27 protein-coding genes are annotated in these 26073 nt (G+C 52.0%); 15 read left to right on the forward strand and 12 right to left on the reverse strand.

Going from position 1 to position 26073, the window contains the following annotated elements:
• Positions 1-12 precede the first annotated feature (12 nt).
• From recF to dnaA, 3 genes are all read right to left on the reverse strand, one after another.
• Complete coding sequence (recF, locus tag CXF87_RS00725; protein WP_101145073.1) at positions 13-1116, reverse strand: DNA replication/repair protein RecF; 1104 nt, start codon at positions 1114-1116, stop codon at positions 13-15.
• A gap of 126 nt (positions 1117-1242) precedes the next feature.
• The gene (gene dnaN / locus CXF87_RS00730) at positions 1243-2346 is read right to left on the reverse strand and encodes a DNA polymerase III subunit beta (RefSeq protein WP_101145074.1); all 1104 of its coding nucleotides are present in this window, start codon (positions 2344-2346) and stop codon (positions 1243-1245) included.
• Between the two features lie 60 nt (positions 2347-2406).
• Positions 2407-3873: a chromosomal replication initiator protein DnaA gene (gene dnaA, locus CXF87_RS00735; RefSeq protein ID WP_008959106.1), complete on the reverse strand. Its 1467-nt coding sequence runs from the start codon at positions 3871-3873 to the stop codon at positions 2407-2409.
• 534 nt (positions 3874-4407) lie between these two features.
• Here dnaA and rpmH point away from each other — a divergent pair.
• From rpmH to mnmE, 4 genes are all read left to right on the forward strand, one after another.
• On the forward strand, positions 4408-4542 hold the full coding sequence (gene rpmH / locus CXF87_RS00740) for a 50S ribosomal protein L34 (protein WP_008959105.1): 135 nt from the start codon (positions 4408-4410) through the stop codon (positions 4540-4542).
• Between the two features lie 13 nt (positions 4543-4555).
• Complete coding sequence (rnpA, locus tag CXF87_RS00745) at positions 4556-4948, forward strand: ribonuclease P protein component (RefSeq protein ID WP_101145075.1); 393 nt, start codon at positions 4556-4558, stop codon at positions 4946-4948.
• Between the two features lie 121 nt (positions 4949-5069).
• Entirely contained in the window at positions 5070-6779 is a 1710-nt protein-coding gene (gene yidC / locus CXF87_RS00750) for a membrane protein insertase YidC (RefSeq protein ID WP_101145076.1), read from the forward strand.
• A 103-nt stretch (positions 6780-6882) separates the two neighbouring features.
• On the forward strand, positions 6883-8253 hold the full coding sequence (mnmE, locus tag CXF87_RS00755; RefSeq protein ID WP_101145077.1) for a tRNA uridine-5-carboxymethylaminomethyl(34) synthesis GTPase MnmE: 1371 nt from the start codon (positions 6883-6885) through the stop codon (positions 8251-8253).
• A gap of 30 nt (positions 8254-8283) precedes the next feature.
• On the opposite strand, the gene CXF87_RS00760 is transcribed toward mnmE, so the two are convergent.
• The 4 genes from CXF87_RS00760 to rdgB form a co-directional block, all read right to left on the reverse strand.
• A complete protein-coding gene (locus CXF87_RS00760) occupies positions 8284-9129 on the reverse strand; it encodes a 23S rRNA (adenine(2030)-N(6))-methyltransferase RlmJ (protein ID WP_101145078.1) in 846 nt (281 codons plus the stop codon).
• Between the two features lie 88 nt (positions 9130-9217).
• Positions 9218-9892, reverse strand: coding sequence for an OmpA family protein (locus CXF87_RS00765; protein ID WP_101145079.1), 675 nt, complete (start codon positions 9890-9892; stop codon positions 9218-9220).
• A 47-nt stretch (positions 9893-9939) separates the two neighbouring features.
• Positions 9940-11124 (reverse strand): radical SAM family heme chaperone HemW, encoded by a 1185-nt coding sequence (gene hemW / locus CXF87_RS00770; RefSeq protein WP_101145080.1) that lies wholly within the window; start codon positions 11122-11124, stop codon positions 9940-9942.
• The gene (gene rdgB, locus CXF87_RS00775) at positions 11117-11725 is read right to left on the reverse strand and encodes an RdgB/HAM1 family non-canonical purine NTP pyrophosphatase (protein WP_101145081.1); all 609 of its coding nucleotides are present in this window, start codon (positions 11723-11725) and stop codon (positions 11117-11119) included. Before rdgB ends, hemW begins: the two co-directional genes overlap by 8 nt.
• Positions 11726-12005: 280 nt before the next feature.
• On the opposite strand from rdgB, the gene CXF87_RS00780 reads away from it, so the two are divergent.
• The 6 genes from CXF87_RS00780 to CXF87_RS00805 all read left to right on the forward strand — a co-directional run bounded on the left by CXF87_RS00780 (position 12006) and on the right by CXF87_RS00805 (position 16681).
• Positions 12006-12698: a response regulator transcription factor gene (locus tag CXF87_RS00780; protein WP_101145082.1), complete on the forward strand. Its 693-nt coding sequence runs from the start codon at positions 12006-12008 to the stop codon at positions 12696-12698.
• 21 nt (positions 12699-12719) lie between these two features.
• Positions 12720-13250, forward strand: coding sequence for a CsgE family curli-type amyloid fiber assembly protein (locus tag CXF87_RS00785; RefSeq protein ID WP_101145083.1), 531 nt, complete (start codon positions 12720-12722; stop codon positions 13248-13250).
• Positions 13250-13666, forward strand: a complete 417-nt coding sequence (locus tag CXF87_RS00790; RefSeq protein ID WP_101145084.1) for a curli assembly protein CsgF — start codon at positions 13250-13252, stop codon at positions 13664-13666. Before CXF87_RS00785 ends, CXF87_RS00790 begins: the two co-directional genes overlap by 1 nt.
• 68 nt (positions 13667-13734) lie before the next feature.
• Positions 13735-14565 carry a CsgG/HfaB family protein gene (locus CXF87_RS00795; RefSeq protein WP_101145085.1) on the forward strand — a complete coding sequence of 277 codons (831 nt, stop codon included), beginning with the start codon at positions 13735-13737 and terminating at the stop codon, positions 14563-14565.
• 256 nt (positions 14566-14821) lie between these two features.
• Positions 14822-15358, forward strand: a complete 537-nt coding sequence (locus CXF87_RS00800; RefSeq protein ID WP_101145086.1) for a hypothetical protein — start codon at positions 14822-14824, stop codon at positions 15356-15358.
• A gap of 60 nt (positions 15359-15418) precedes the next feature.
• Complete coding sequence (locus CXF87_RS00805) at positions 15419-16681, forward strand: hypothetical protein (RefSeq protein ID WP_101145087.1); 1263 nt, start codon at positions 15419-15421, stop codon at positions 16679-16681.
• 70 nt (positions 16682-16751) lie between these two features.
• Here the strand turns inward: CXF87_RS00805 and CXF87_RS00810 are convergent, their stop codons facing one another.
• The 5 genes from CXF87_RS00810 to CXF87_RS00830 form a co-directional block, all read right to left on the reverse strand.
• The gene (locus CXF87_RS00810) at positions 16752-17021 is read right to left on the reverse strand and encodes a hypothetical protein (protein WP_232774480.1); all 270 of its coding nucleotides are present in this window, start codon (positions 17019-17021) and stop codon (positions 16752-16754) included.
• 172 nt (positions 17022-17193) lie between these two features.
• A complete protein-coding gene (gene hemL / locus CXF87_RS00815; protein WP_101145088.1) occupies positions 17194-18474 on the reverse strand; it encodes a glutamate-1-semialdehyde 2,1-aminomutase in 1281 nt (426 codons plus the stop codon).
• Positions 18475-18510: 36 nt separating this feature from the next.
• On the reverse strand, positions 18511-19320 hold the full coding sequence (gene thiD / locus CXF87_RS00820; protein WP_101145089.1) for a bifunctional hydroxymethylpyrimidine kinase/phosphomethylpyrimidine kinase: 810 nt from the start codon (positions 19318-19320) through the stop codon (positions 18511-18513).
• The gene (hemJ, locus tag CXF87_RS00825; protein WP_101145090.1) at positions 19320-19751 is read right to left on the reverse strand and encodes a protoporphyrinogen oxidase HemJ; all 432 of its coding nucleotides are present in this window, start codon (positions 19749-19751) and stop codon (positions 19320-19322) included. The genes thiD and hemJ overlap by 1 nt, the downstream gene beginning before the upstream one ends.
• Positions 19752-19769: 18 nt before the next feature.
• Complete coding sequence (locus CXF87_RS00830) at positions 19770-21611, reverse strand: chloride channel protein (RefSeq protein ID WP_101145091.1); 1842 nt, start codon at positions 21609-21611, stop codon at positions 19770-19772.
• A gap of 192 nt (positions 21612-21803) precedes the next feature.
• Between CXF87_RS00830 and argC the strand changes: the two genes are divergently transcribed.
• The 5 genes from argC (at position 21804) to CXF87_RS00855 (ending at position 25815) form a co-directional block, all read left to right on the forward strand.
• The gene (gene argC / locus CXF87_RS00835; RefSeq protein ID WP_101145092.1) at positions 21804-22838 is read left to right on the forward strand and encodes an N-acetyl-gamma-glutamyl-phosphate reductase; all 1035 of its coding nucleotides are present in this window, start codon (positions 21804-21806) and stop codon (positions 22836-22838) included.
• A 126-nt stretch (positions 22839-22964) separates the two neighbouring features.
• Positions 22965-23318, forward strand: a complete 354-nt coding sequence (erpA, locus tag CXF87_RS00840; RefSeq protein ID WP_008959085.1) for an iron-sulfur cluster insertion protein ErpA — start codon at positions 22965-22967, stop codon at positions 23316-23318.
• 148 nt (positions 23319-23466) lie between these two features.
• Complete coding sequence (locus tag CXF87_RS00845; RefSeq protein ID WP_008959084.1) at positions 23467-24243, forward strand: transporter substrate-binding domain-containing protein; 777 nt, start codon at positions 23467-23469, stop codon at positions 24241-24243.
• Positions 24244-24361: 118 nt separating this feature from the next.
• Positions 24362-25033 (forward strand): amino acid ABC transporter permease, encoded by a 672-nt coding sequence (locus tag CXF87_RS00850; RefSeq protein ID WP_007112208.1) that lies wholly within the window; start codon positions 24362-24364, stop codon positions 25031-25033.
• Positions 25034-25056: 23 nt separating this feature from the next.
• A complete protein-coding gene (locus CXF87_RS00855) occupies positions 25057-25815 on the forward strand; it encodes an amino acid ABC transporter ATP-binding protein (RefSeq protein ID WP_008959083.1) in 759 nt (252 codons plus the stop codon).
• Positions 25816-26073 lie beyond the last annotated feature (258 nt).

Raw genomic sequence — 26073 nt, forward strand, 5'->3', positions numbered from 1 at the left:
CTACCCTTCGCGCTAGCTAGCCAGCACTAACTGGCTCAGCCCTTGTTCAGTATGTTTCACGTGAAACATCTTCACCAAAGTATCAGGCCGCCAGGTACTACTTAACGCAGAAGGTTCGACGCTGGTAATAAATGCTTGGCACTGCATGTCTTCAAGTAATCCACAAAACTGATGCCGATTTTGCTCATCAAGTTCTGCTGGCAAATCGTCGATGAGATAAATACAGTGCCGCTGTGCTGTTCTTTCCAGAAACCGCCCTTGGGCGAGTTTCAAAGCGCTCACCACTAACTTTTGCTGGCCTCTGGAAAGCACTTCAATAGCAGGCTGCTTATTTACTCTGATACGTAAATCTGCGCGCTGCGGGCCTTGCTGCGTGAAGCCCATTTGTTGATCAGTGGGGCGGCTATCGTGTAACACTGCTGAAAGAGACCGCTCTTTGTCCCAGCCCCTCGCGTAATGAATCGACAACCCAGGTAGTGGAAGTAGCACTTTAAGTGTCTCTTCAAAGACTGGCAAAAAGTCACTGAACCACGCACGGCGCAACGCATCCATCTGTTCACCCCAAATGGCGAGCTCCTGCTCCCACACCACCATTTCCTGAGGGTGTATTCTACCACGCCTGAGCAGTGCATTCCGATGTTTCAACGCACGCCGGTTACGCTTCCAGATTCCCAAAAAGTCATGTTTCACGTGAAACACTCCCCAATCGAGAAACTCACGGCGACCAGCAGGAGAACCTTCAAGCAGTCGAAAAGCGTCAGGGTTGATTAGCTGCAACGGCATCGCTTCGACTAGCTCTGCCAAGCGGGCGTTTTTATCTCCCTTCAGACGAAGCTCTAGCTCTCTCTGGGCACGCAAACGGCGCACGCCAAGGGTAATCTCAGGCTCACCGCTTAACCGTCCGTACAGTGTCATATGCGGCTTATCGGCTTGAATGGCGTGTTTCAACTGCCGCGTACGGAACGAACGCCCCATACCTAGAATATGCACGCCTTCGAGAAGGCTGGTTTTACCACTGCCATTGGCGCCACTAATAACGTTAATACGTGATGAGGGCGTCATTTCGACTGGCTGGAGGTTACGCAAACCATGGAAATTAAGCAGTGTCAGGCTCATCCTATTATCACCACTTAAAATAGTCCGCAAATAGAGAGTATTGCACCCAATGAGGAAGCGGCGCTTCTGCTACCAGAAGCGCCGCTAATGTAGCTTGCATATGCAATGCTATGATCCAAAGACCTTTTACAGGCGCATCGGCATAACGACATAGAGTGCATCACCACCGCCTGGCTCTTCAAGCAGTGCACTGCTATTGGGGTCGGCCAGGGTAATCTGCACGCGCTCTTCGTTCAGCACCGTCAGCACATCGACTAGATAGCCAACGTTAAAACCGACCTCCATCGCGCCGCCGTTATACTCAACAGCGATATTTTCCTCGGCTTCTTCCTGCTCCGGGTTGTTGGCCATTACTTTAAGGTTGTTTTCCTCAAGGTATAGCCGGACGCCACGGTATTTTTCATTAGAGAGAATAGCGGTACGCGAAAGCACTTGGCGCAGCGCGGCGCGTTCTGCAATCAGCACTTTATCGCCGTTGCGCGGCACTACGCGTTCATAGTCAGGGAATTTGCCGTCAATGAGCTTAGAGGTGAAGGTGAAATCGCCCGTGTGAGCACGTACATGGCTGGAGCCCAGCGTCAAGCTGACAGGCTCATCACTGTCATCCAGCAAGCGCGACAGCTCAAGGATACCCTTGCGGGGTACAATCAGCTTTTGTGACTGACTAACAGACACTTCAATCGGGCGTGAGCACATCGCCAAGCGGTGACCGTCAGTCGCGACCGTACGCAGCAGGTTGCTTTGGATTTCCAGCAGCATACCGTTGAGGTAATAACGTACATCTTGCTGCGCCATCGCAAATGAGGTGGCTTCAATCAGGTGCTTTAAGGTACCGCGAGGTACGCTGATTTCCTGACTGCCGTCCGCATCTTCTATATTGGGGAACTCGGCTACCGGAAGCGTCGACAGGGTAAAGCGTGAACGGCCACTGCGTAAGACCGCACGACCCTCTTCAACGGCTAGCTGAATATCGGATTGATCAGGCAGTGATTTACAAATATCCATCAGCTTGCGAGCAGGCACCGTTGCTGCACCCGCCTGATCAACCTGGCTGGCCACCGTGCGCCCAACAAGCTCAACCTCTAAGTCAGTACCGGTAAGCGACACCTGGTCGCCCTCTACCTGAATCAGTACATTCGAAAGTACAGGTAGCGTTTGGCGGCGCTCGACAACACCTGCGACCAGAGTCAGCGGACGTAACAGCGCCTCTCGGGAAATCGAAAATTTCATCAATACTCCGGTTCTATATCCTGAAAGACCTGCGCGTAACAGGCCCGTCCCATAGGGTGGTTAACTGGTCAACAGGCGCAGCAGATTCTTGTAATCCTCACGAATATCCGCGCTCTCTTCCTGTAATGATTTCACTTTTCGGCAAGCGTGTAACACCGTGGTGTGGTCACGCCCACCAAAGGCATCGCCAATCTCGGGCAAACTATGATTGGTTAGCTCCTTGGCAAGCGCCATCGCCACCTGACGAGGGCGGGCAACCGAGCGTGAACGGCGCTTGGAGAGCAAGTCCGCTACCTTGATCTTGTAATACTCCGCGACCGTGCGCTGAATATTATCGACGCCCACCTGCTTGTCTTGAAGGGCCAACAAATCCTTCAGCGATTCGCGAATAAAGTCTTGGGTAATTGTTTTGCCCATGAAGTGCGAATCAGCGATGACCTTTTTCAATGCACCTTCTAATTCGCGCACGTTGGAACGAATTTTCTGAGCAATAAAGAAAGCTGCATCGTGAGGCAAATCGACCTTAGCTTGGTCGGCCTTTTTCATCAAGATGGCTACGCGGGTTTCAAGTTCCGGCGGTTCAATCGCGACCGTGAGCCCCCAACCAAAGCGTGATTTAAGGCGCTCCTCTACCCCACTGATCTCTTTCGGATAGCGATCAGAGGTAAGGATCATTTGCTGGCCACCTTCCAACAGTGCGTTGAAGGTATGAAAAAACTCTTCCTGGGAACGCTCTTTGCCGGCGAAAAACTGAATATCATCAATAAGTAATGCATCAACACTGCGATAAAAGCGCTTAAAGTCGTTAATCGCATTGAGCTGTAACGCCTTGACCATATCGGCGACAAAACGCTCTGAGTGCAGATAAACCACGCGGGCATTTTCGCGCCGCGTTGCCAGTGCATTACCCACGGCGTGCATCAAGTGAGTTTTACCAAGGCCCACGCCGCCATATAAAAACAGCGGGTTATAGGCGCCGCCGGGGTTTTCAGACACCTGGCGTGAGGCAGCGCGAGCCAGTTGGTTCGATTTACCTTCAACAAACGTATCGAAAGTAAAATTAGGATTTAGCCCACTGCCATGTTTCAGGCTGCCCTCTACCTGTACCTGACGCTCATTGTTACGCCGACTGGGAGCTTCATCACGCAGCCTGTCTATTTCACGCTCATCGGCAATATCGCCGCGCGGAGGCGTATGAACAGCCGGTGCCGAAGGACGCGATGGAGAAGCCGATACGGGGTTGCCTAAGTCGCGATGCTGAGGAGCTTGCGTTGCCGGGCGGCGGCTACCTACCGTCAAACTCACTTTCGGCGGCTTGGCTGGCGCGAGCTCACGCATTAGTTCACTAATACGCTTGGCATACTTATCGCTCACCCAATCGCGCACAAAGCGATTCGGCGCCAATAAGCGCAGCTCGTTGGACTCTCCTTCTTCTGCCTGCAGCGGGCGTATCCAGGTATTGAACTGCTGTGAATTCAGCTCATCCTGCAGGTTGTCCAGGCACTGTTGCCAAAGCGTCAGTGACACTCATCTCACCATCGGTTGAAAACGGCCGACCATTGTAGCGCCCAAAGCTTCGGTTATCCACACGGGTTTAAGCTTGAATATTGCCCTGTGGACAACTTGCAGTGAGCCTACGGGAAAACCGTGTGGAGGAACGGGGATAATTAACAAGAAAGCGACTTACGTTTGGGTTAAACACATCTAGTTAACATCTTGTAGACTGTTTATACGGAACTTACACACAGATTTTTTATGATTATAGGCTATTGATAAATAATAATTAAAACAACTTATCCACAAATAGTATCCCCACTATTAATAACAACAGGTTTAGAACTACCTATTAGTAATAATAGCGAGAGTGTTGTTTGCTATATCCATCGCTGCCAGCATGGCCGCAATGACGCCACAACGCTTTTTATGCAAGGAAAAATTGCACCCAGCAAAGGAAGTCTCTACAATTTCCGGTCTTGAATTGAATCTCCCCGGCTAGTTCCTCACTGGACCGGGCTTTTTGGAATTCACTTTCCGTCCTAAACCACGTGGGAATAACGAGTTATGAAACGCACTTTTCAACCTAGCGTTCTCAAGCGCAAGCGCGCGCATGGCTTCCGTGCTCGTATGGCAACCAAAAACGGTCGCGCCGTCCTCGCACGTCGCCGTGCCAAGGGCCGCAAGCGTCTGAGCGCCTGATCTCGGATTGCGTGTGCCGCAGCAAGGCTTTCCCCGGCAATTACGGTTACTAAATGCTGGGGATTTCAGTCACGTGTTTGAGCAAGCCGACCTGAAAGTGCATGGCAAAGGTATGATGGCGTTAGTTCGCTTGAGTACTCGGGGATACCCCCGCCTTGGACTGGTAGTCAGCAAAAAAAATGTCAAACGCGCCGTAGATCGCAACCGTTTCAAGCGTCTCGTTCGAGAATCTGTCCGTCTTCGTCAAGATCACTTACCCTCTGTGGATATCGTGGTGCTTGCCCGACGCGGCGTTCAGGATATCGACAACGACACCTTGCATCGCCAGTTACACGGCATGTGGAAGCGACTTCAGCGTGACGCACAGGCGGTGATCGCAGCACCAACGCCAGAGCGTGACACGTGACCTTTGGTGCACACCTCGCCGCTCGACCTCGGCCTGCCGCCTGGCAGGCTTTCGTGTGTCAAGGGTCGAGTAAATGACACTGCGCCATTAGCATGTTCACCACCCAGCGGGCAGAACCCTCATGGACGTAAAACGACTTTTATTACTGATTCCACTAGCCGTACTGGCGTACTTGCTAGTCGTCCAGTGGAATCAGGATTACGGGCAGCCGAATTACGATTCAGTGCCTGAAACGACTCAACGCAGTAATTCAGCACCATCTAGCAATTCAGTACCATCCAGCAATGTTGACGATGGCGAGGGCGGCTTAGCCGTTCCGAGTACCACATCGCAGCCAAATGCGGTTGGTGAAGGTATTCCTGGCGATACTGAAAGCGAAACGTCTAGCCGTGATTTCATTGCCGTAACGACCGATGTTCTTGATGTACGCATTGATCCACACGGTGGCGATATTGTTTATGCCGCTTTACCGCAACACAAACTTTCCCTCGACTCAGAGCGGAACTACGTGTTGTTGTCGGATAACAGCAGCCGTAGCTACGTGGCCCGTTCAGGCCTTCAGCTTGATGGCCAGGCAAGCCGCATCGCGTTCACGCCCGAAAATACCGACTATCGGTTAGGCGATAACGATGAAGAACTGAGCGTCGATCTGACCGCCGACGTTAACGGCGTCGAGGTGATTAAGCGCCTCACGTTTGAGCGCGGCAGTTATGCGGTCAACGTCAATTACTACCTAGCCAATAACACCGATGCACCGGTCAGTGCGCGCTTTATTGGCCAGTTAGCACGCGATAATAGCCCGGATCCTTCAAGCGGCGTTTCAATGGGTATGAACTCCTATCTGGGGGCTGCCTACTCAACGCCGGATGCACGCTACGAAAAGATCGACTTCGAGGATATTCAAGCCAGTAACTTTGAAAATCGCGAAGCCCTGGGCGGATGGATTGCGATCATTCAGCACTACTTTGTATCGGCATGGGCACCTCCACAGGATCAGCTAAACCTTTACTACGTTACCACCGACTCAAGTAATCGTAACGTCGTAGCCTTTGCTGGCCCGACTAGCAGTATTGCTGCAGAAGGCGAAGCCACGTTAGGTGCTACCCTTTATATGGGGCCGAAGATTCAGGACTACCTAGAGCAGGTGGCACCTAACCTTCGCTTAACTGTGGATTACGGCTGGCTATGGTTTATCGCCAACCCCCTCTTCTGGTTGCTGGATAAGATCCACGACATCGTCGGTAACTGGGGCTGGTCGATTGTATTGCTAACGGTACTGGTTAAGACCGTACTGTTCCCGCTTTCCGCCAAAGCGTACAAATCCATGGGCCGTATGCGTAAGCTTGGCCCTGAAATGCAGCGCCTGAAAGAGATGTATGGCGACGATCGTCAGAAGATGTCGCAAGAGATGATGAAGTTCTACCAGAAGGAGAAGATCAATCCGCTGGGGGGCTGTCTACCTATTGTGATTCAGATGCCGGTCTTCATCGCGCTTTACTGGATGTTGCTGGAATCGGTCGAACTGCGACACGCACCTTTTATCTTCTGGATTCAGGATCTATCGGTGAAAGATCCGTACTTCATTCTGCCGATCTTGATGGGTATTTCGATGTTTGTTCAGCAAATGTTGAACCCGACGCCCCCGGATCCGATGCAGGCGAAGATCATGAAGATGCTCCCCATCATCTTTACCTTCTTCTTCCTGTGGTTCCCGGCGGGTCTGGTCATCTACTGGGTGGTCAACAACATCATTTCGGTGGCGCAGCAGTACTACATTACGCGCAAAATCGAGAATGACCCGACCATCGGCAAAGGCATGAAGACCAAATAGCCTGCCGTGGTATTTGAAGCCTTCAGACCCCCGCCCAGTGCGGGGGTCTGGCGTTTTAAAGACGACAAACTCACACTGTACGCATCCATTAAAGAGGCTCGCCATGGTTGAACGACTTTATACTCAGGATACGATTACCGCATTGGCTACCCCTCCTGGACGCGGTGGTGTTGGTATCATTCGCGTCTCAGGGCCTGCCTGCCGCGCTATCGCCGAGGCCATGCTCGGTCACTGCCCCTCACCGCGTTACGCCCACTACGGCCCCTTCCAGGGCGCTGACAGCATTATTGATGAAGGCCTCGCCCTGTTCTTCAATGGGCCCCATTCGTTTACCGGTGAGGACGTCCTGGAATTACAGGGCCACGGCGGCCCCATTATTATGGATATGCTGTTGGAGCGCTGTGTGGCTCTCGGCGCACGTCTAGCGCGCCCTGGCGAGTTTTCTGAACGGGCTTTTCTCAACGACAAACTTGATCTGGCCCAGGCAGAAGCTATCGCCGATCTGATCGATGCCACTTCCCGTTCAGCGGCCGAAAATGCCGTGCGCTCGCTCCAGGGGGAGTTTTCGAAGCGCGTGTCAGCGTTGGTGCAGCGGCTGATCGAGCTACGTGTTTACGTTGAAGCGGCGATTGATTTCCCTGAAGAGGAGATCGACTTTCTTGCCGACGGCCATGTGGCTGAGCACTTGAACAATGTTCAGCAAACGTTAATCGACGTGCGCCAGGCAGCAGGCCAAGGCGCACTGTTACGCGAAGGCATGAGCGTAGTCATTGCCGGGCGGCCCAATGCGGGTAAGTCGAGCCTGCTGAATGCGCTGACCGAACAAGATACCGCCATTGTGACGGATATCGCAGGCACGACCCGGGACGTACTCCGTGAGCATATCCATATTGACGGTATGCCGCTGCATATCATCGACACCGCCGGACTGCGCGATACACCCGATGCTGTTGAGAAGATCGGTGTAGCACGCGCCTGGGCCGAGATAGAGAAAGCTGATCGCGTACTGCTGTTAGTGGATGCCAGCACGACCGCCTCGACCGACCCCATGGCCATCTGGCCCGAGTTTGTCGCTCGCCTGCCCGATCAGAAGCGCTTGACGTTAGTACGCAATAAGATTGATACCAGTGCTGAACCGCCTGGATTAGATTTATCCACAACGCCGCTCACCGTACGTTTATCCGCTAAAACGGGCGAGGGTGTGGATAACTTAAAAGCACATTTAAAAGATGTCATGGGCTTTGCCGCCACCACCGAGGGTCGCTTCTCTGCCCGCCGACGGCATTTAGATGCCTTAGATCGTGCTATGGCAGCCCTTGATACAGGCCGCACTCAGCTTGATGGCTACGGCGCAGGCGAGCTGTTAGCGGAAGATCTGCGCGACGCCCAACAGGCATTGGGCGAAATCACCGGTGAATTCAGCGCCGATGATTTATTGGGCGAGATTTTCGGCAGTTTCTGCATCGGTAAATAAGAGAACTGCTCTTTACTCTCGTTACCAACACTACTCTCCCACCCACCAATCCGCCTGATAGCGACTAGAAGAACCTAGTAACGGGGTAATTTCAGCCATTGCTGCGGCTAGTCGTTCATCCAAACCCCAGGGTGGGTTAATCACCAACATACCGCTGCCAAACATACCGTGAACCTGCTCACCGGATTCACGCAGCAGCAGTTCGCTGCGCCATATTTTGCGCTGACCGCTCTCTTGCAAGGCATCTAATAGCGTGTGATGGTGACCAGCGGGTAGCAGCGGATACCAGATCAATACTACGGCATGGCGCGCTTTCTCCAGCGTATAAGCGACGGTATCGGCTACTTCCAGGTATTCCACTTTGCGCTCATAGCTGGGGTCGATGAGCACACATAGCCGTGGCGTTATCGCGGGCAACATGGCCTCCAGCCCCGCCAGTCCATCGCCAAACACACGCTGGGCGTTAGCTGGCAACTCCTGGGTAGAAAGTTGCTCGTGCTCGCCGGGGTGCAGCTCAAACAGCCGCAGTTGATCCTGCTCACGCAACGAATGACTCAGCCACCAGGGAGAGCCTGGGTAGTGCGTCAGGGTTGCTGAGGAGCCTTGAGCAGAGGCTATCGCTGCTTGCCACTCTATCAGCAACGGATCGTTTAGCTCATTGCGGGCTTGCCACAGCGGCCCTATGCCTTCGCGATACTCTTGCAAGCGTTGTGTCTCTTGCGCATTAAGGGGATAGAGCCCTCGTCCCGCATGAGTATCGATATATGTAATAGCCGTTTTTTTACGTAATAAATAATCAATCACCGCGTAAAGTGTCAGATGTTTATGCACATCCGCAAAATTACCGGCATGGTAGGCATGTTGATAGGACAGCATGGAGACTCATCAGAAAGTGAATAAAAAAGCCCGCTATGTGAGCATAGCGGGCTTTAGTCGGCAACAGCCAGGTTAATTCAAGAACGTATTAACCTTGACCATTACCGGTAGGGGTTAGGGTAATTTCAACGCGACGGTTCTGGGCACGACCCTGCTCATTGTCATTACTGGCCACTGGCTGAGTAGCGCCATAGCCCGAGGTATTAAGACGCGTGGACGAAACGCCATTCTGGGTGAGGTAGCTCGATACGGCTTGAGCGCGACGCTCGGAGAGACGCTGGTTGTAGCTAGCATCGCCGGTGCTATCGGAGTGGCCTGCGATACTAACGCGGGTGTCTTGGTACTGAGTAAGAACATTAGCGACTTCATTAAGAGAGCCGCGCGCTTCGCTGGTCAGCTCAGCAGAATCAAAGCCAAAGGTAACGCCACTGGGCATATTGAGCACGATATCGTCGCCACGGCGATCAATCTCAATGCGCGATCCTTGCAAGTTTTCACGCAGTTGCTGCTCTTGGCGATCCATGTAAACACCAATGCCAGCACCGGCTGCCGCACCGACAGCCGCACCAATCAGTGCACGGTCACGGCGGCTAGTACTACCGTCGCCAGACAGCGCACCGGCAGCGGCACCCACAGCAGCACCAATACCAGAGCCCATCGCGGTGCTGGAGCGCTGCGTTTGGCCACCGTAAGGGTCCGATGTGGCGCAACCTGCTAATAAAATAGCGGCTGCCAGCGGTGTCAGTAGTCGAGAAATACGCATCACTCACTCCTTGTTTATGTTCGGGACATCTGTTTATCCATTACTGGTCAATCTTCACTAATTAAAGCCAGCAACTCGTTCAAGAATAATAGACCTTGAGGCGATGCACGCAGTTTTTCAGGCATTTGCATCAAAAGTCCTTTTTTCTCGGCGCTTTGTAAACGCGTAAGTAACATATCAGAAGAGAGCCCGGTATTGGCGTTCCATGTCTCTAGCGACACCCCGTCAGTGAGTCGTAGAGCATTCATAGCAAACTCCAACGGTAGCTCGTCCGCTGATATAACCTGCTTACCCGCTATAAAGCCACGCAGGTCATCCATGCGCTTTAAATAAGCATCCGGCTGGCGGGTTTTCCAACGCCGCTCAATACGCCACTCACCATCTGGGTCAATATGGCTTAGCTTGCCATGGGCCCCGGCGCCAATCCCAAGGTAGTCGCCAAACTGCCAATAATTAAGGTTATGCAGACTCTGACGACCAGCGGTTGCATAGGCCGAAATTTCGTAGCGCTTAAACCCGGCCTGCTCCAAAAGCCGATGACCGCTGTCTTGGATATCCCAGAGTGCTTCTTCCTCAGGCAACGTCGGTGGATGGGAGTGAAAGGCCGTATTCGGCTCGAGGGTAAGCTGGTACCAGGAGAGATGCTCCGGCGCTAACGACAGCGCTTGGACAATATCATCCATCGCCAGTTGAGGCGTCTGACCAGGCAAGCCATGCATAAGATCAATGTTAATATTTGTAAAACCCGCTTGGCGCGCCTGCGTGACCGCAGTGACCGCTTCGTCACCGCTATGAATGCGTCCCAGGGCATGCAGTTGATCGGGCTGAAAACTTTGAATACCTAGCGATAAACGATTAATGCCTGCCTGTCGGTAACCGATAAATCGCGCCTGTTCCGTGGTGCCGGGATTTGCCTCCAAGGTAATCTCGATGTCATCAGCAAACGGCAAACGGGCTTCAATCTCGCTCAGTAAACGCTCATAAAACCAAGGCGACAGCAGGCTGGGTGTCCCGCCACCGATAAAGATTGTCTGAATTTCTCGCCCAGCCGCTAAGGCTAGATCGCTATCCAGGTCTTGTAACAATGCGTCAAGGTAAGCGGCTTCAGGTAAATCGCGAGGCGTAAAACCGTGTGTACCCGGCTCATGGGAGTTGAAATCACAATACGGGCATTTACGTACACACCAGGGTGTGTGGATATAAAGAGATAGCGGCGGCAACGTATCAACCATGCGCCACCTGCAGTAACTCCACCAAGCCTTGCAGCGCGCGTCCACGGTGACTAAGGCGATTTTTACTGTCACTCGGCAACTCGGCAACGCTCATGCCCTGGTCGGGTAGCCAGAAAAGCGGATCATAACCAAACCCCTCTTTCCCCCGTGGATGGGCGAGAATTTCGCCTTCCCAACTGCGTTGCACAATCACCGGCACTGGGTCTTTCGGGTGACGTAAATAAACAAGTACGCACCAATATCGACCACTACGCTGTCCTTCTGCGCAATCGCTTAATGCAGCTAACAGTGTCTGATTATTTTTTTCATCACTTCTAGGCTCGCCGCCATAACGCGCCGAGTAGATACCTGGTGCGCCGTTCAGCGCATCCACCTCGAGCCCTGAATCGTCAGCGAGAGCTGGTAAACCGCTAACAAGGCTCGCCTGGCGGGCTTTTAACAGTGCGTTCTCGACAAAGGTTAACCCCGTTTCTTCTACTTCGATAACACCAAAATCCGCCTGGGCCCGGACATCGAAACCTAAAGGAGAGAGTAGTTGATTGAATTCTCTCAATTTTCCAGCATTTCCACTGGCAAGAACAAAGGTATTGACGGCAGCCATAGTACGTACTCCAAACAGAAGACCTCCAGTCTACGCGCTCATAGATCGTATCAAAAGCTGCCAAAATGTTACTAAGTGTATCTTGATATGCTACTTAACTTTATGCTTATTAAAATATAAGCATTTGTTTTAAATGAAATTATATAATTTAAGCGCGAATGCTGACGAGTCTAGAGCATTTTATTACCAATTTTCTAATAACAAAACTTTACGAAACGTATCTTATGAGCAACACTTAAAGAGTTACCTGCTCACTCTTTCTGTTCACGAGGATCAATCAATGTCGCAGGAAAAGCCTATCGGTGCGGTGTATTTGGTTACCGAAAAAAGTCCGCAAGTTCAACTATTTGCTGAGTACTTGAACAAGCAAACCGGCTGTCAAATTAGTATCCATTCCCCCCAAGTGATATTACCTGTTTCCGTGTCCGGCAACGTGTTGATCCTTATTGATAGTGATCATATTGGGATTGATGCACTGCCAGAGTGGCAAGACAACTTACCCGATGCGTTAACTAAAACGCCCCTGGCAGCCTTCAATATTCATGATATGGATCATGCCCTCGAAGCACTTTCATGCGCTCAGTTAAAAGGCGTGTTTTATCGCAATGAAAGTCTGGAGGTCATCTGTAAAGGTATACACGCGTTGCTCGAAGGGGAGCTATGGATGTCGCGTGATTTAATGGCCCGTTTGATTCTGTTTTATCGCAAATACCAAAGTAATGCTTTCCGTCCAGCCTGCGGGCTAACTAACCGGGAGATGGAGATTATTTCTCTACTCAGCGCCGGCTCATCCAATCAACAAATTGCTGAAAAGCTATTTGTAAGCGAACACACCGTTAAGTCTCATCTTTACAATATATTTCGCAAAATCAACGTTCATAACCGTATTCAGGCACTCAATTGGATTCATCAAAACTTGGGCCCCATTTTGCCCAATGTTGAAACCGCGCGAAGTTTACAACGTCATGCATAGAGCGTAGCTGGGGGGAGGATTATGAAAACACTGCGCTATATCTTCTGTTATTTCTTTTTTGGGGTATATGTATTACCTACATCTGCCGAAGAAAACACAGAGCCTGTATCTCCCTCTGCCGGTGAGCAAGCATCTGCTGCCAAAGAACAAGCGGCTATAGATGCAATCAATCAGCTTTCTGGTCCTGATGGCGCCGAAGCAGAACAACCTACTCCAGGCGGTAGCGAATTAACCGGTGTCATGGTTGATCGCACCATCACCATGGCAGGCAAGACCTTCTACCGCGCCTTTAGTCAGCGGGCTATGGATAACCTCATTATCGGTAATGCCACGATCACTATTCAAGAACGCCCCGACGCCCGTTGGGGTAGTCAAATAGCCATTATGGAAGGCAATCGAATGTACTTCAGAACGCAGCTTTCTCCCAAAATTAGCGAAGCTGATCGGGTCGCGGGAGAAGCCGTGCAAACAGTTGAGGAAGCTCTCATCCGGCAGCAGCTGGCAGCTACCCTCACTCCAGACAAAGACTTGGGAAGAGAGGAGTTATTCTAATGAAAACTAGCGTAAAGATTAGCTGCGCAGCTTTTGCCGCCGTAATGGGAATAGCAACTAATGCGCATGCGGGTGAATTGATCTATCAGCCAATTAATCCCTCTTTTGGTGGCGACCCATTTGTAGGAAGTTATCTACTAGGTAAAGCGCAAACACAAGACACCACTACTGATCCCAATGTACGAAGTGGCCAAACAATCTCTTCAACTGAACGCTTATTACAAAGCCTAGAAAGCCGATTAATATCGCAACTCATTTCTGATGTAAGCCGGGGTGAAGTTAGTGAGGGAAGTTTCGACAGCGATGAGTTTGGCGTTGTGGTTAGTGATACCAGCGGACAGTTGGTTGTTAGGGTCGTTGATAAGCTCACAGGAGATGTAACGGAGATCAGCGTTGGTGGTCTATTCAACCCTTAACATTAAAAAGCATCGACCACTAATGAGCAAAATAACGACTACCGCTCTCAGTTTGTCAGGGGATCAACATGAAAATTATTGCCTCAATTGTCATCGCTAGCCTGCTGAGTGGCTGTGCAGGAATGGTGGCAACATCAGAGAATTTAGAAGGCGCTGAAGCCACACTCACCCCAAGGGGGGCTACGTATCAAGATCTTATATCGCTCCCTGCACCCGCCGGTAAGATTTTTGTCTCTGTGTATGATTTTCGCGACCAAACGGGCCAATACCGCCCCGCGCCCGCGAGCACCTTTTCTACCGCGGTAACACAAGGAGCAGCCGCAATGCTCACGGGATCACTGGCTGATTCTGGCTGGTTCACACCGCTTGAGCGTGTCGGTCTACAAAACTTATTAACCGAGCGGCGTATTATCCGTGCGGAATTTGAACGCTTTGGCCAACCCGATACGCTGCCATCGTTGAGGGCTGCATCGGTTATGTTAGAAGGCGGCATTATTGCCTACGAATCAAACGTACGTACTGGCGGCGCTGGGGCAGAATATTTTGGCATTGGGGCGTCTGGTCAGTACCAGGTAGATCAAGTCACGGTTAATTTACGCGCGGTAGAAATATCAACCGGTGAAATATTAGCCAACGTCACCACCACCAAAACCATTTACTCCAAAGAGTTGCGTGCTGGTGTGTATCGATTTATCGACTTTAGCCGTTTGCTAGAAGCCGAGGCAGGGATTACAGCTAACGAGCCTGTCCAATTAGCAGTGATGTCAGCAATTGAGTCCGCCGTGATACATCTGATAGCTAGAGGCATTGAAAATCGGCTGTGGAACCTAGCACCGGGGACTAGCATTCAAGAGTCAATATTGAATGACTATTTGAATGCCCCTATCCCGATGCTGTAACTACTTATAAGGGAACACTATAAAAAATAAGGAAAGATTTAAGGGCCGCTCATAGAGTGGCCTTTTCATATTTTAAATAACGCTAAAATATAAAACATCTAATTTATTGGTTATCATTTTTTTAACCCATTTAGACAAAAAAACACTAAAAATCTAATCACAACAATAACAAAAATCATTATGGCGCTTTTTTCCATATAGTCCACACTAAACACATGAAACAAAAAGACACAAAAAGTTTCAAAAAGGAAGAGACATGATACCTTCAAGCCACAAACCAGCAATTAGCAAAACAAGTGCCAAACGCTACTTAGCTCTGTTAATCACAGCGGGTTTGTTAATAAGTAATGCGGCTGTCTCAGAAGCTGAAATAAGCATAAGTCAATCAAGAGTCAATCAGTATACAACAAAAATAAATACTTTATCTCTTCAAGGCAACATTAGCATTATTGAGCAACAAGGTAATTATAATCAAGCTAGCGTCATCCAGTCGCGCTCAGCTAGCTATCAATTTGCTAATTTCTCAAAAATTTATCAGCGCGGCAATAACAACCTAGCAAATATTTCTCAGTCCAATGGCAATAACGTTGGGGTGATATGGCAAGTGGGAAACAACCATAACGCTAATATTTCCCAACAAGGAAACAGTCTTTCATTCCAAGCTGATATCTACCAACTGGGTTTCAGCGGAGACGTGACGATTTCACAATCGGGCAGTGGCCTACGCGGTGTAAGTGTCCAGCAACAAAACTACTCGGGCAACGCACGACCGGTCACTATCGATACCTACTGAGTCGCCACCTGCCTCTCAGTAAACAACCAAAGCAAGTTGATCAAAAACAGGGGAAACACCATGAAACTGCAACTAACCGCACTCGGCGCTGCCATTGCATTATCTAGCAACATGGCTATGGCACAAACTGTTACATCTCCCAACAACCTGGATTATATTGGTGCTGAATCGTCTCCTCCTAGCTACGGTGTCGATAATAAGAATAGCAATTTTGACAACGCTACATGGGTGGGTGGTTTACCTGCACGCATTACATTCCAAGCTACTACCAACGGCCAAAGTTTTGGTAGCGAACTTAGTAGCATGGGTGGAAGTACTGCCTTTGGCGAAAATAAAAGTTTAATTGAACAGGAAACACAAAGCGGAGGGCCTTCTATCGGTAACTCTGCAAGTGTTGTTCAGATCAACGGTACGGATAACGATTCCTCAGTGGATCAAAACAAGCAGCAGCAAGGGGATGCCTTGGAGGCTGAAGTTGTACAAAGTGGTAACGAAAACCGCTCAGATATTAGCCAAGATCTAAGCTATGGTGCTATTGCCAAAGTCTACCAGACAGGTAACGGAAATCTGTCGCGCATTGATCAGCTCGGGGCCGATAGCAATGGTGCTGAAGTAACTCAAACGGGTGATAACCATCGCTCAATCGTAGAACAAGGTACAAACCCAGGTGGCGCTCAGAATAATAACGCCTTTGTTACACAAACCCTTATGGATAGTCAAAGCTTTGTTCGTCAACAGTGGGACGGCAACTTGGCTGTTGTAGCTCAAGACGGCACCAGCGGCATGAGCCAAATCTGGCAACAGAGTGATAATAACGTGGCCAAGCTGTGGGACACTGGCGCATACAACGGTTCCTATATCCGTCAGGGTGTTTCTGGAACTAGTGATTACAACGATGCCAATGTTGAACAGAGCGGAGAATACAACGACTCTTACATATCTCAATCAGTAGGGGATTTCAACGAGGCTGATGTCATTCAGTCGGGCGATTATGGTAAATCTGATATTGTTCAAACTGGTCGTCAAAACGAAGCAGACGTAGATCAAAGCGGTGGTGGTGACATCTCCTGGGTAATCCAGAATGGTAATAATCAGTATGCAAAGGTTGAACAGACCGGAAGCGGTACTGCTGAAGTAGAATTCAACGAGTCGTATATTATGCAGACTGGCGGCGGCACGCATTCTGCTGATGTATATCAGAATCACTACCCAACCAGCGGCTATAACAATGTTTCAACGATTACACAGCTCGGTTCAACAATGGGCAATGCTACTGTCGTCCAAAATGGCGCAGGTAACCGCGCTTCAACCATTCAGAACTAACCTTTAAACTCTAACTGATTAGGTTCAGAATAATACAGTAGACCGCCTCTTTTCAGGGGCGGTTTTTTTATTAACGAATCGATACCGTCAACGTCCCTCCCTTGCCCTGGGTAGAAGAGCGCGTCCGGTTGCTGCCCTTTTGTATATCCACTTCTAGCCGTTCATCGTCACTTAACAACTTTACCGTACCTTCTAGCGCTGTGCCTTCGAAAGTGAACTCAGCGGGTACTGTGCCTCGGGTTTCAGGGTACTCGATGGTGTCGCCTTCGTGGGTAATCCGCCACTCGGCTGAAAACTCAGCCCCCGGCGAACCGCTCATGGTGATATGGATCTGGGTCATGTCCTGCTCCTGAAGCGACTGTGCAGCGAGCGGAAAGCAGGCTATCAGCCCCGCTACGCAGATCACATATCGCCAAACTGTTGGTCGCATCATGATTGTAAGTCTCATCTAAGCCAAGAGCCGCTCAAAATGAGCGGCTCTTGCAGTATAGCGGACTTTTAGTTACTCACCGTTACATAACGGCAAAGGCTTTCTCCGCGGCATCCAGCGTTAGCTGAATATCCTCGGGTGTATGAGCGCTGGACATAAAGCCCGCCTCAAAAGCAGAAGGCGCCAGGTAAACGCCGTGATCAAGCATTGCGCCAAAGAAGCGGCGGAAGGCATCCGGGTTACAGGCGGTGGCTTGGGCAAAGTTATCCACACGGCTTTGAGAGGTGAAAAAGAGCCCAAACATGCCCCCCGCCGACTGCGTCATCATCGGCACGCGTGCCGCATTGGCACGCTCCTGAAGCCCCGTACAAAGCGTATTGACCCGCTGTGTCAGCGCATCGTGAAAGCCCGGTACCTGTAGCTTGGTCAGTAGTGCAATGCCTGCGGCCATGGCCAGCGGGTTACCCGACAATGTCCCCGCCTGGTAAACCGGCCCCAGGGGAGAAATATTTTGCATTATCTCGCGCTTGCCACCAAAGGCACCTACCGGCATGCCACCACCGACAATTTTACCCAAGCAGGTTAGGTCGGGCACGATACCGTAGTGGGCTTGAGCGCCCCCCAATGCCACTCGAAAACCGGTCATCACTTCGTCAAAAATCAGCACGCTGTCGTACTCGTTACATACCCGGCGCAACGTTTCCAAAAAACCTGGTTGCGGGGGAATGCAGTTCATATTACCAGCAACGGGCTCGACGATAATGCAGGCAATTTGATCGCCAATCTCGTTAAAACACGCCTCTACCCCTTCAGGGTCGTTAAACGAGAGAGTAATGGTGTGTTCAGCCAGCGACGCGGGCACGCCCGGCGAGCTAGGCTCACCGTGGGTAAGTGCCCCAGAACCGGCTTTTACCAACAGCGAATCAGAGTGGCCATGGTAGTTCCCTTCAAACTTTACGATCTTATCGCGGCCGGTGGTGCCGCGCGCCAGGCGTATCGCCGACATGGTGGCTTCGGTGCCCGAACTGGTCATGCGCACCATATCCATGGAAGGAATCATCTCGCAGATCAAATCTGCCATGGTGGTTTCAACCGCGGTAGGCGTACCGAATGACAGGCCGTTATCTAATCGCGCCCGCACGGCTGCCAATACATCCTGGTCAGCGTGCCCGGTAATCATTGGTCCCCAGGACCCCACATAATCCACGTACCGATTGCCTTCGACATCGAATAGAAACGCGCCCTGGGCACGCTCTATAAAGACCGGCGGGCGGTGGAGCCCTTTAAATGCCCGGACGGGAGAGTTTACGCCGCCTGGGATATGGCGACTGGCAAGATCAAACAATTCAGCTGATGTGGTCATGGCATCCTCTCGGTCAATGGCAGATAGAAGATAGGATTAAAAACGAACAGGCCGTGAAAAACGGCTGGGCAAACACTGGCCACTCGGCGGCTGAAAGCCTTGTGACAGGCTCTGCCAGGTAAAGTGCTGCGCCTGTTCACACGCTGTTGGTAAGCGCTCACCAACAGCAAGACGAGCCGCAATGGCTGAGGCTAGCGTACAGCCAGAGCCATGAAACAGTTCAGGCAAACGTGGCCACTGCCACTGGCGAGTGGTATCGGGTGAGTGCAGGGTGTGCACGACTTGCTGATCATTACCGGGCAGCGGATCGTCAGTGGCCGTCACTAGAATTGCTTGGCAGCCCTGTGACATCAACGCCACCGCACGTGCCGTATCATCAAAAGGGGTGACGATGTCTGGTGTCAGTTGACAAAGCTCAGCACGATTGGGCGTTAAGATATCCACAAGCGGTAGCAAGCGATCGATGAACAGCCGACGTAAACCGGGTGTGGATAACTCAGTTCCACCACCAGCCTTAAATACCGGGTCCGCCACCACAGGAATGCCTGGAAAGCGGCGGATAATTTGTTCCGCTGCACGCAAGGTAGCTTCATCGGCGAGCAAGCCAATTTTAATCGCCGCCACTTGCATCTCGCCAAGTACCTCGGCCATTTGGCGCATCGCGGTAGGATCAGCGGGAATCACACGCGTCACATTGTGGCAATTTTGAACCGTCAGCGCAGTAGGGATCGTTACCGCCCAGCCACCACAAGCGGCAATGGCTTCGCTATCAGCCACTAAGCCTGCGCCGCCGGTGGGGTCGTGTCCCGCTAATACCAATACGACAGGCGGAAGTGGTTGGCGCATCAAAAGGGCTTCACAACGGCTAATAGTATAATCGCCACTAGCGCAATCACCGGCGCTTCGTTAAACCAGCGGAAAAACACATGGCCTTTGGTGCAACGATCCTGGGCAAACTGCTTTAAATAAATCAAACAAACATGATGATAGCCAATGAGCAAAACCACCAACGCCAACTTGACGTGCATCCAACCCTGGCTAAACCATTCGGGCACTAAATAGAGCATCCAGCCACCAAACAGCAGTACCGCAATCATCGATGGCGTCATGATTCCACGGTAAAGCTTGCGTTCCATGGTTTTGAAATACGCCATTGCTTGGCCATCACCGTTATCTCGCGCGGTGGCGTGATACACATACAAGCGGGGTAAATAAAACAGTGCGGCGAACCACGTCACCACTGCCATCAAGTGAATAGCCTTCACCCATAGGTACATTGTTGCTCCTTAAAATGGTCAATCCTTTTCGCGTGGCTCATTCGCTCGTAAATCATGCTCTCGTAGATAATTATCGCGAGTGTCAGCGCCACGGGGATCTGTATAGTGATAATAACGCTCAATGGCGCCACGGGTGATAATACCTGAAATACGCTGCTGTTTAGGGCGGTAACCGTGTACCACATAGAGTGCCCCCAGCGCGTTATCCTGCAGCTTCAAGAATGCTTCGGAAAGCGTTGCTTGCAAGCCAATCGGCGCAAGCTCCAAACGCTGCCCAGGAATTTCCAGCAGATCAATCAATTCATCCTCGGGCGGTTCTTTACCCTGCAGCGCTTCATCGTGTTCAAGTAACCACCGCGCCAGTTCAGCGGCTTTGAGCGCCAGCACCGGTTTTTCCTCGCTGGAGCGCTCAATCACCAACCACACCGGGTTTGTTTCCAGCAGGTGGCGTGCCTGATCAGGGGTAATCATCCGCTCGGTACGCACCAGTTGCCGCTCCATCACCGCTGGCACCGAAACCCGTGAGAGCGCTTGCATCAACGGCTGCTGAAGTGGATGCAGCCCATAACGCACCGTGCTGATAAAGAACCCTTCACAGCCAGTTAACTGCCGTGACGTCAAACACGCAACCACCACCGCCAGCATTCCAGGGAGCATGATACTCGGCGTATGGGTTAACTCCAAAAGCGCCATCAGCGCCGCAAGAGGAGCTTGCAGAACGGCCCCCATCATTGCCGCCATACCTAGCATGGCGTAAATCCCCGGGTCAGCGGCTTTGTCTGGCCACATCCAGCCCCCCAGCATACCAAACAGCGCGCCTGTAGCCGCTCCCACCACCAGCACCGGGCCAATAATGCCGATGGGTACACCGCCAGCAACGGTCAGCGCCGTTAGCAGTAGTTTGGCAATCATCAGCGCCAGCAGTACTTTAATTTCCAACTGATTATTGAGCGCTGCCGCCACGCTGTCATAACCGATGCCCTGCACCTGGGGGAACCACCAGGCAACGGCGCCAGTCGCCACGCCGACCAATCCAAGACGTACCCAAAGCGGCCAGTCCATAATTCGCTGACTGCGGGAAATATGGATAAACAGCCCCGCTAGCAAGCCAATCACCAACCCCGTCAGCACGATCCACGGAAGATTGATCAACGACCCCAGGGCCACTTCGGGAATGCGAAATGCGGGTTCATTACCGTAAGCCAACTGCGCCACCATCGCGCCCATGGTGGAGGCTAGGATGACGGGCATAAAGCTCATCAAGGTATACTCCATCATCACCACTTCCATGGCGAAGATCACCCCGGCAATCGGCGTATTAAAGGAAGCAGAAATGGCGGCTGCGGTTCCGCAAGCCACAAGTACTCTCAGGCTATTGTTGGGTAAGCGCATCTGCTGACCGAGACCACTGGCCGCTGCTGCCCCCAAGTGAATCGCCGGCCCCTCACGACCCGCAGAGAGGCCACCTAACACCACGACCACCCCGACCCACCACTGGTTCAACCAGTTACGCAGCGGAAAACGCCCTTGGTGATAGGTGAGACGCTCAATCACATGGCCTACACCCAGCTTGCGCGCTGCCGGTTTTTGCCGATACAACAGCACGCCCACTAGCGTCACCGCCAGCATGGGTAGCAGCGCACGTAACCAGGGCATCATATTTTCAAACGCCTCTGGGTCACCCTCCGTCATATAGAACGTGGCCCCTGCTTCCAGTAGCAGCCGAAACGCCACCATCACCGCGCCGGTAATAATCCCCGAGACAAGGCCCAGCAAGCAGAGTTGCGGCAAGGCGTCGACGTTGGCCAACTGACGACGAAAACTTTCTAACGTAAAATCCGATCGGGAAAAACGCGCCACAGCAATCTGCCTTGTTTTTGGTCTTAGTGTTCTTATCTCTTAATCCTCTTGTGTATCATAGCCCGATACACTTCGACAGCCCGCAGCAATCCGCTTAGGCTGATAACACCGCGTGTTGTCATCGCTGGTGGTGCAAACTGTGATGAAATACCTGTTCTGAAAATGTTTTGCGAAGCTCGCAAGGAGTGATTTGTGATTAAGGTCGGCATTGTTGGCGGTACCGGTTACACCGGCGTTGAGTTATTGCGGCTACTCGCCCAGCACCCTCATGTTGAGGTGGCCGCGATTACTTCGCGCTCGGAAACTGGCGTCAAGGTAAGCGATATGTATCCCAACCTGCGCGGCCATTACGATACGCTGGCCTTTAGCGAGCCGGATGCCAAACTGCTGGGCGCCATGGACGCGGTGTTCTTTGCTACGCCCCACGGTGTTGCCCACGCCCTGGCGGGCGAGCTTCTCGATAGCGGCACGCGGGTGATTGATCTCTCGGCCGACTTCCGGCTGCGCGATGCCGATGAATGGAGCCGTTGGTACGACCAGGCCCACGGCGCGCCGGAATTGTTGCAAGAGGCGGTATACGGCCTACCGGAAATGCATCGGGAAAAAATCAAAAACGCACGCTTAATTGCCGTGCCCGGCTGCTACCCCACGGCCGTTCAATTAGGCTATCTACCGCTGTTGGAAGCAGGTCTGATCGACCCAAGCCAACTGATTGCTGACTGTAAATCCGGGGTTACCGGGGCAGGCCGTGGCGCAAAAGTAGGGTCACTGCTCGCTGAAGCCAGCGAGTCGATGAAAGCCTACGGCGCCTCGGGCCACCGCCATCTACCCGAAATTAGCCAAGGGCTTAGGGATATTCAGCAATCCACGGTGGGTTTAACCTTTGTGCCCCACTTAACGCCGATGATCCGCGGCATTCACGCCACACTTTACGGCCAGCTCACCACTGAGCCCGGCGATCTGCAGGCTCTATTTGAGCAGCGCTACGCTAACGAACCCTTTGTCGATGTGATGCCTGCTGGAAGTCACCCAGAGACGCGCAGCGTCAAAGGCATCAATACCTGCCGCCTAGCAGTCCATCGCCCCGGCAATGGCAACACCGTCGTCGTACTATCGGTGATTGATAACCTGGTCAAAGGCGCCTCGGGCCAAGCGATACAAAACCTCAACCTGATGTTCGGCTTTGACGAGAACACTGGGCTTACCGCACCAGCAGTGATGCCTTAAACACCTCACAAAACCAGCAGGCAGAGACAACTCATTCTCAGCAATAGTTGACCAATTTGCTGGGAATTACCCATAATCACCCCCCAATGCCGATTTATTCGTTCTTTAAGCTCGCGGGAGGTACCCATGAGCGGTGCAGAAGCCTTTGTTCCTACTCCATTACTGCTCTCTGATAGTGCACGCAAACGTATTAACGCACTGATTGCAGAAGAAAATAACCCATCACTCAAACTGCGGGTCTACGTGACCGGCGGCGGCTGTTCGGGTTTTCAATACGGCTTCGACTTTGCTGACAATGTCGCCGACGATGATACTGTGATTGAGTTCGGTGAGGCCGCGCTGGTCGTCGACCCCCTCTCTTACCAGTATCTGGTGGGCTCCACGGTCGACTACGAAGAAGGCTTAGCGGGCGCGCGTTTTCGCGTTCAAAATCCCAATGCCACCACCACCTGCGGCTGCGGCGCTTCCTTTATGGTCTAAACAGCGTTGGCCCACGACGCTCCCCGTGACTTGACGCCCTGACGGTTTCTCGCCAAGGTTGATAGGTCAATAACGGCTAAAAAGGGTATTCGAGCGCCATACATTGCTCGGAAACCCGCTACTAGCCACATAAAGCACGGGGAAACTTATGAAAGTTGCACTACCACTCAGCCTAACCAAAACAACGCTTGCACTCGCACTGGGATTGGGCAGCGCCACTGCCGCCATGGCCCAAATGCCATCGGTGAACGTGGCCACTGACCCAAGCTTTGTGCCGTTTGAAATGATGGATCAAGAGACCGGCGAAATGGTCGGCTTCGATATGGATATCATCAACGAAGTCGCCGAACGTGCAGGCTTTGAAGTCAACCTGACGACCATGGAATTCTCCGGCATCATTCCCGCCGTGCAAACGGGTAGTCAAGAGATAGCCATCGCCGGTACCACCATCACTGACGAGCGCTCTGAAGTCGTTGACTTCTCCGACCCCTACTACGATTCAGGTTTACGCATCATTGTCCGCGCCGATAACGACAGCGTCGAGACACTAGAAGACCTCCAAGACCTCGCCGTCGGTACCAAAATTGGTTCCACCAGTTATGACTACCTTCAGCAAGAACTCGGCGAAGATGCTGAAATCACCCCCTTCCCAGGTACTGCCGACATGTACATGGCGCTGCTAGGCCGCAACGTCGACGCCGTGCTCTATGATGCCCCTAACGTCTCTTACTTCTCGCAAACTCGCGGTGAAGGCCGTACCAAGGTTGTTGGCCCTCTGTATGAAGGTCAGCAGTACGGCATCGTGTTCCACAAAGGCAGTGAGTGGGTAGAGCCGACTAACGAAGCGCTGGCCGCCATGCGCGAAGATGGCACCTACGATGAGATCTACACCAAGTGGTTTGGTGAAGCGCCTAGCGAAGAGTGAGTATAAAAGCTCTCTATTAGCGTAACGCTGTTACAGGGCCGGGTGGCCACAACCCCCGGCCCTGCTGCATTTCTCATGTGTTTTTTGTCATCTGCTTTTTTGTTTCAGGAGTCTACGCGTGGACGTCAATTTTCAGTTTGATTGGTCGGCAGCGTTTGGGTCGATCCCTTACCTGCTGCCGGGTATTCCCTGGACGCTGCTTATCTCGTTTGGCGGTCTCGCCATCGGATTCTTTATCGGAATATTCTTTGGCCTATTACGTATTAGCCGCCTGCGTTGGCTACGCTGGCCAGCCATCGTTTACGTCGAAGTATTTCGCGGCACGCCTATCCTGGTACAAGTACTGTTTATTTTTTACGGCTTGCCGCAACTATTAGGTAGCCCAATTAACGCGCTGGTCGCCGGTATTGCTGCGATCGCGGTTAATTCCGGTGCTTACATTTCAGAAATTGTGCGCGGCGGTGTGCAATCAATTGAACGCGGCCAGGGTGAAGCATCACTCTCCCTAGGGCTCTCCCGCACTCAAGCATTTCGCTACGTTATCTGGCCCCAGGCGTTTCGGCGCATGATTCCTCCCCTCGGTAACCAGGGCATCATCAGCATCAAAGACACCTCACTGTTTTCAGTGATAGGCGTCGGTGAGCTAGTGCGTCAGGGGCAGATCTATATCGCCACCACCTTTACGGCGCTTGAGGTCTACTTCATGGTCGCCCTGATGTACTTGGCAATCACCTGGACCCTCTCCATCATCCTGCGTCAACTCGAGCGCAGAGGCCTGGCCGGACAATAAGGACACGCGCAATGAGCGAGACAATGAGCAACACAACGCAACCAATTGTGCGTATGCAGCAGCTCAATAAACACTTTGGCAGTCTGCACGTACTCAACGATATTGATCTGACGATTGTGCCTGGTGAAGTGGTGGTGATTATCGGTGCCAGTGGCTCAGGCAAATCCACACTAATTCGCTGCATTAACGGCTTGGAAGAGTTTCAGTCCGGCAGTCTGGTGGTCGACAGCAACGAACTATTACCGCACGGCAAGAGCACTAAAGCGCTGCAAACCATCCGTACCGAAGTGGGTATGGTGTTTCAGCAATTCAATCTCTTTCCCCATCTCAGCGTGATCGATAATGTCACTCTGGCGCCGATGAAAGTGCGTGGTTTAAGCCGTGACGACGCAGTCAGCAACGCCAAACGCTTGCTTGACCGGGTAGGTATCGCCGACCAGGCCGACAAGTACCCCAGCCAGCTCTCAGGCGGCCAACAGCAGCGCGTCGCACTCGCCCGCGCCCTGGCGATGGAACCCCGCCTGATGCTGTTTGACGAGCCCACATCGGCGCTTGACCCGGAAATGATCGGTGAAGTGCTGGATGCAATGCGCGAGCTGGCCAAAGAGGGCATGACCATGGTGATTGTCACCCATGAAATGGGCTTTGCCCGCGAGGTCGCCGACCGGGTGATTTTTATCCATAAAGGCGAGATTACCGAGCAGGGCCACCCTGAAAAACTGTTCGATTCTCCTCAACACGAACGTACTCAATCCTTCCTTGCTCGCGTACTCAAACATTAAATTGAGCCCTTTTTACGCGTTAAAATAACCGCTAATTTGCTCTGAATTGCGCTTTTTTACTGGCCTGTCGACACGACAGGCCATTTTTTTGCCTGTGGATAAACTTTTTTTACATTGATCGGTTTTATCTCCGTAAGGCCTACCATGTACGTCGCTTAGCGTTAGCTCCACATCAATCGGAGGTTGTTCACAGGTGCGGTAACAACCCAGGTACTGGCCGGTGGATAAGCCGTGCTTAATTAACTCTGTGGATAAAGC

The sequence above is a fragment of the Halomonas sp. MES3-P3E genome (genome assembly GCF_002836035.1).
Taxonomy (GTDB): domain Bacteria; phylum Pseudomonadota; class Gammaproteobacteria; order Pseudomonadales; family Halomonadaceae; genus Vreelandella; species Vreelandella arctica.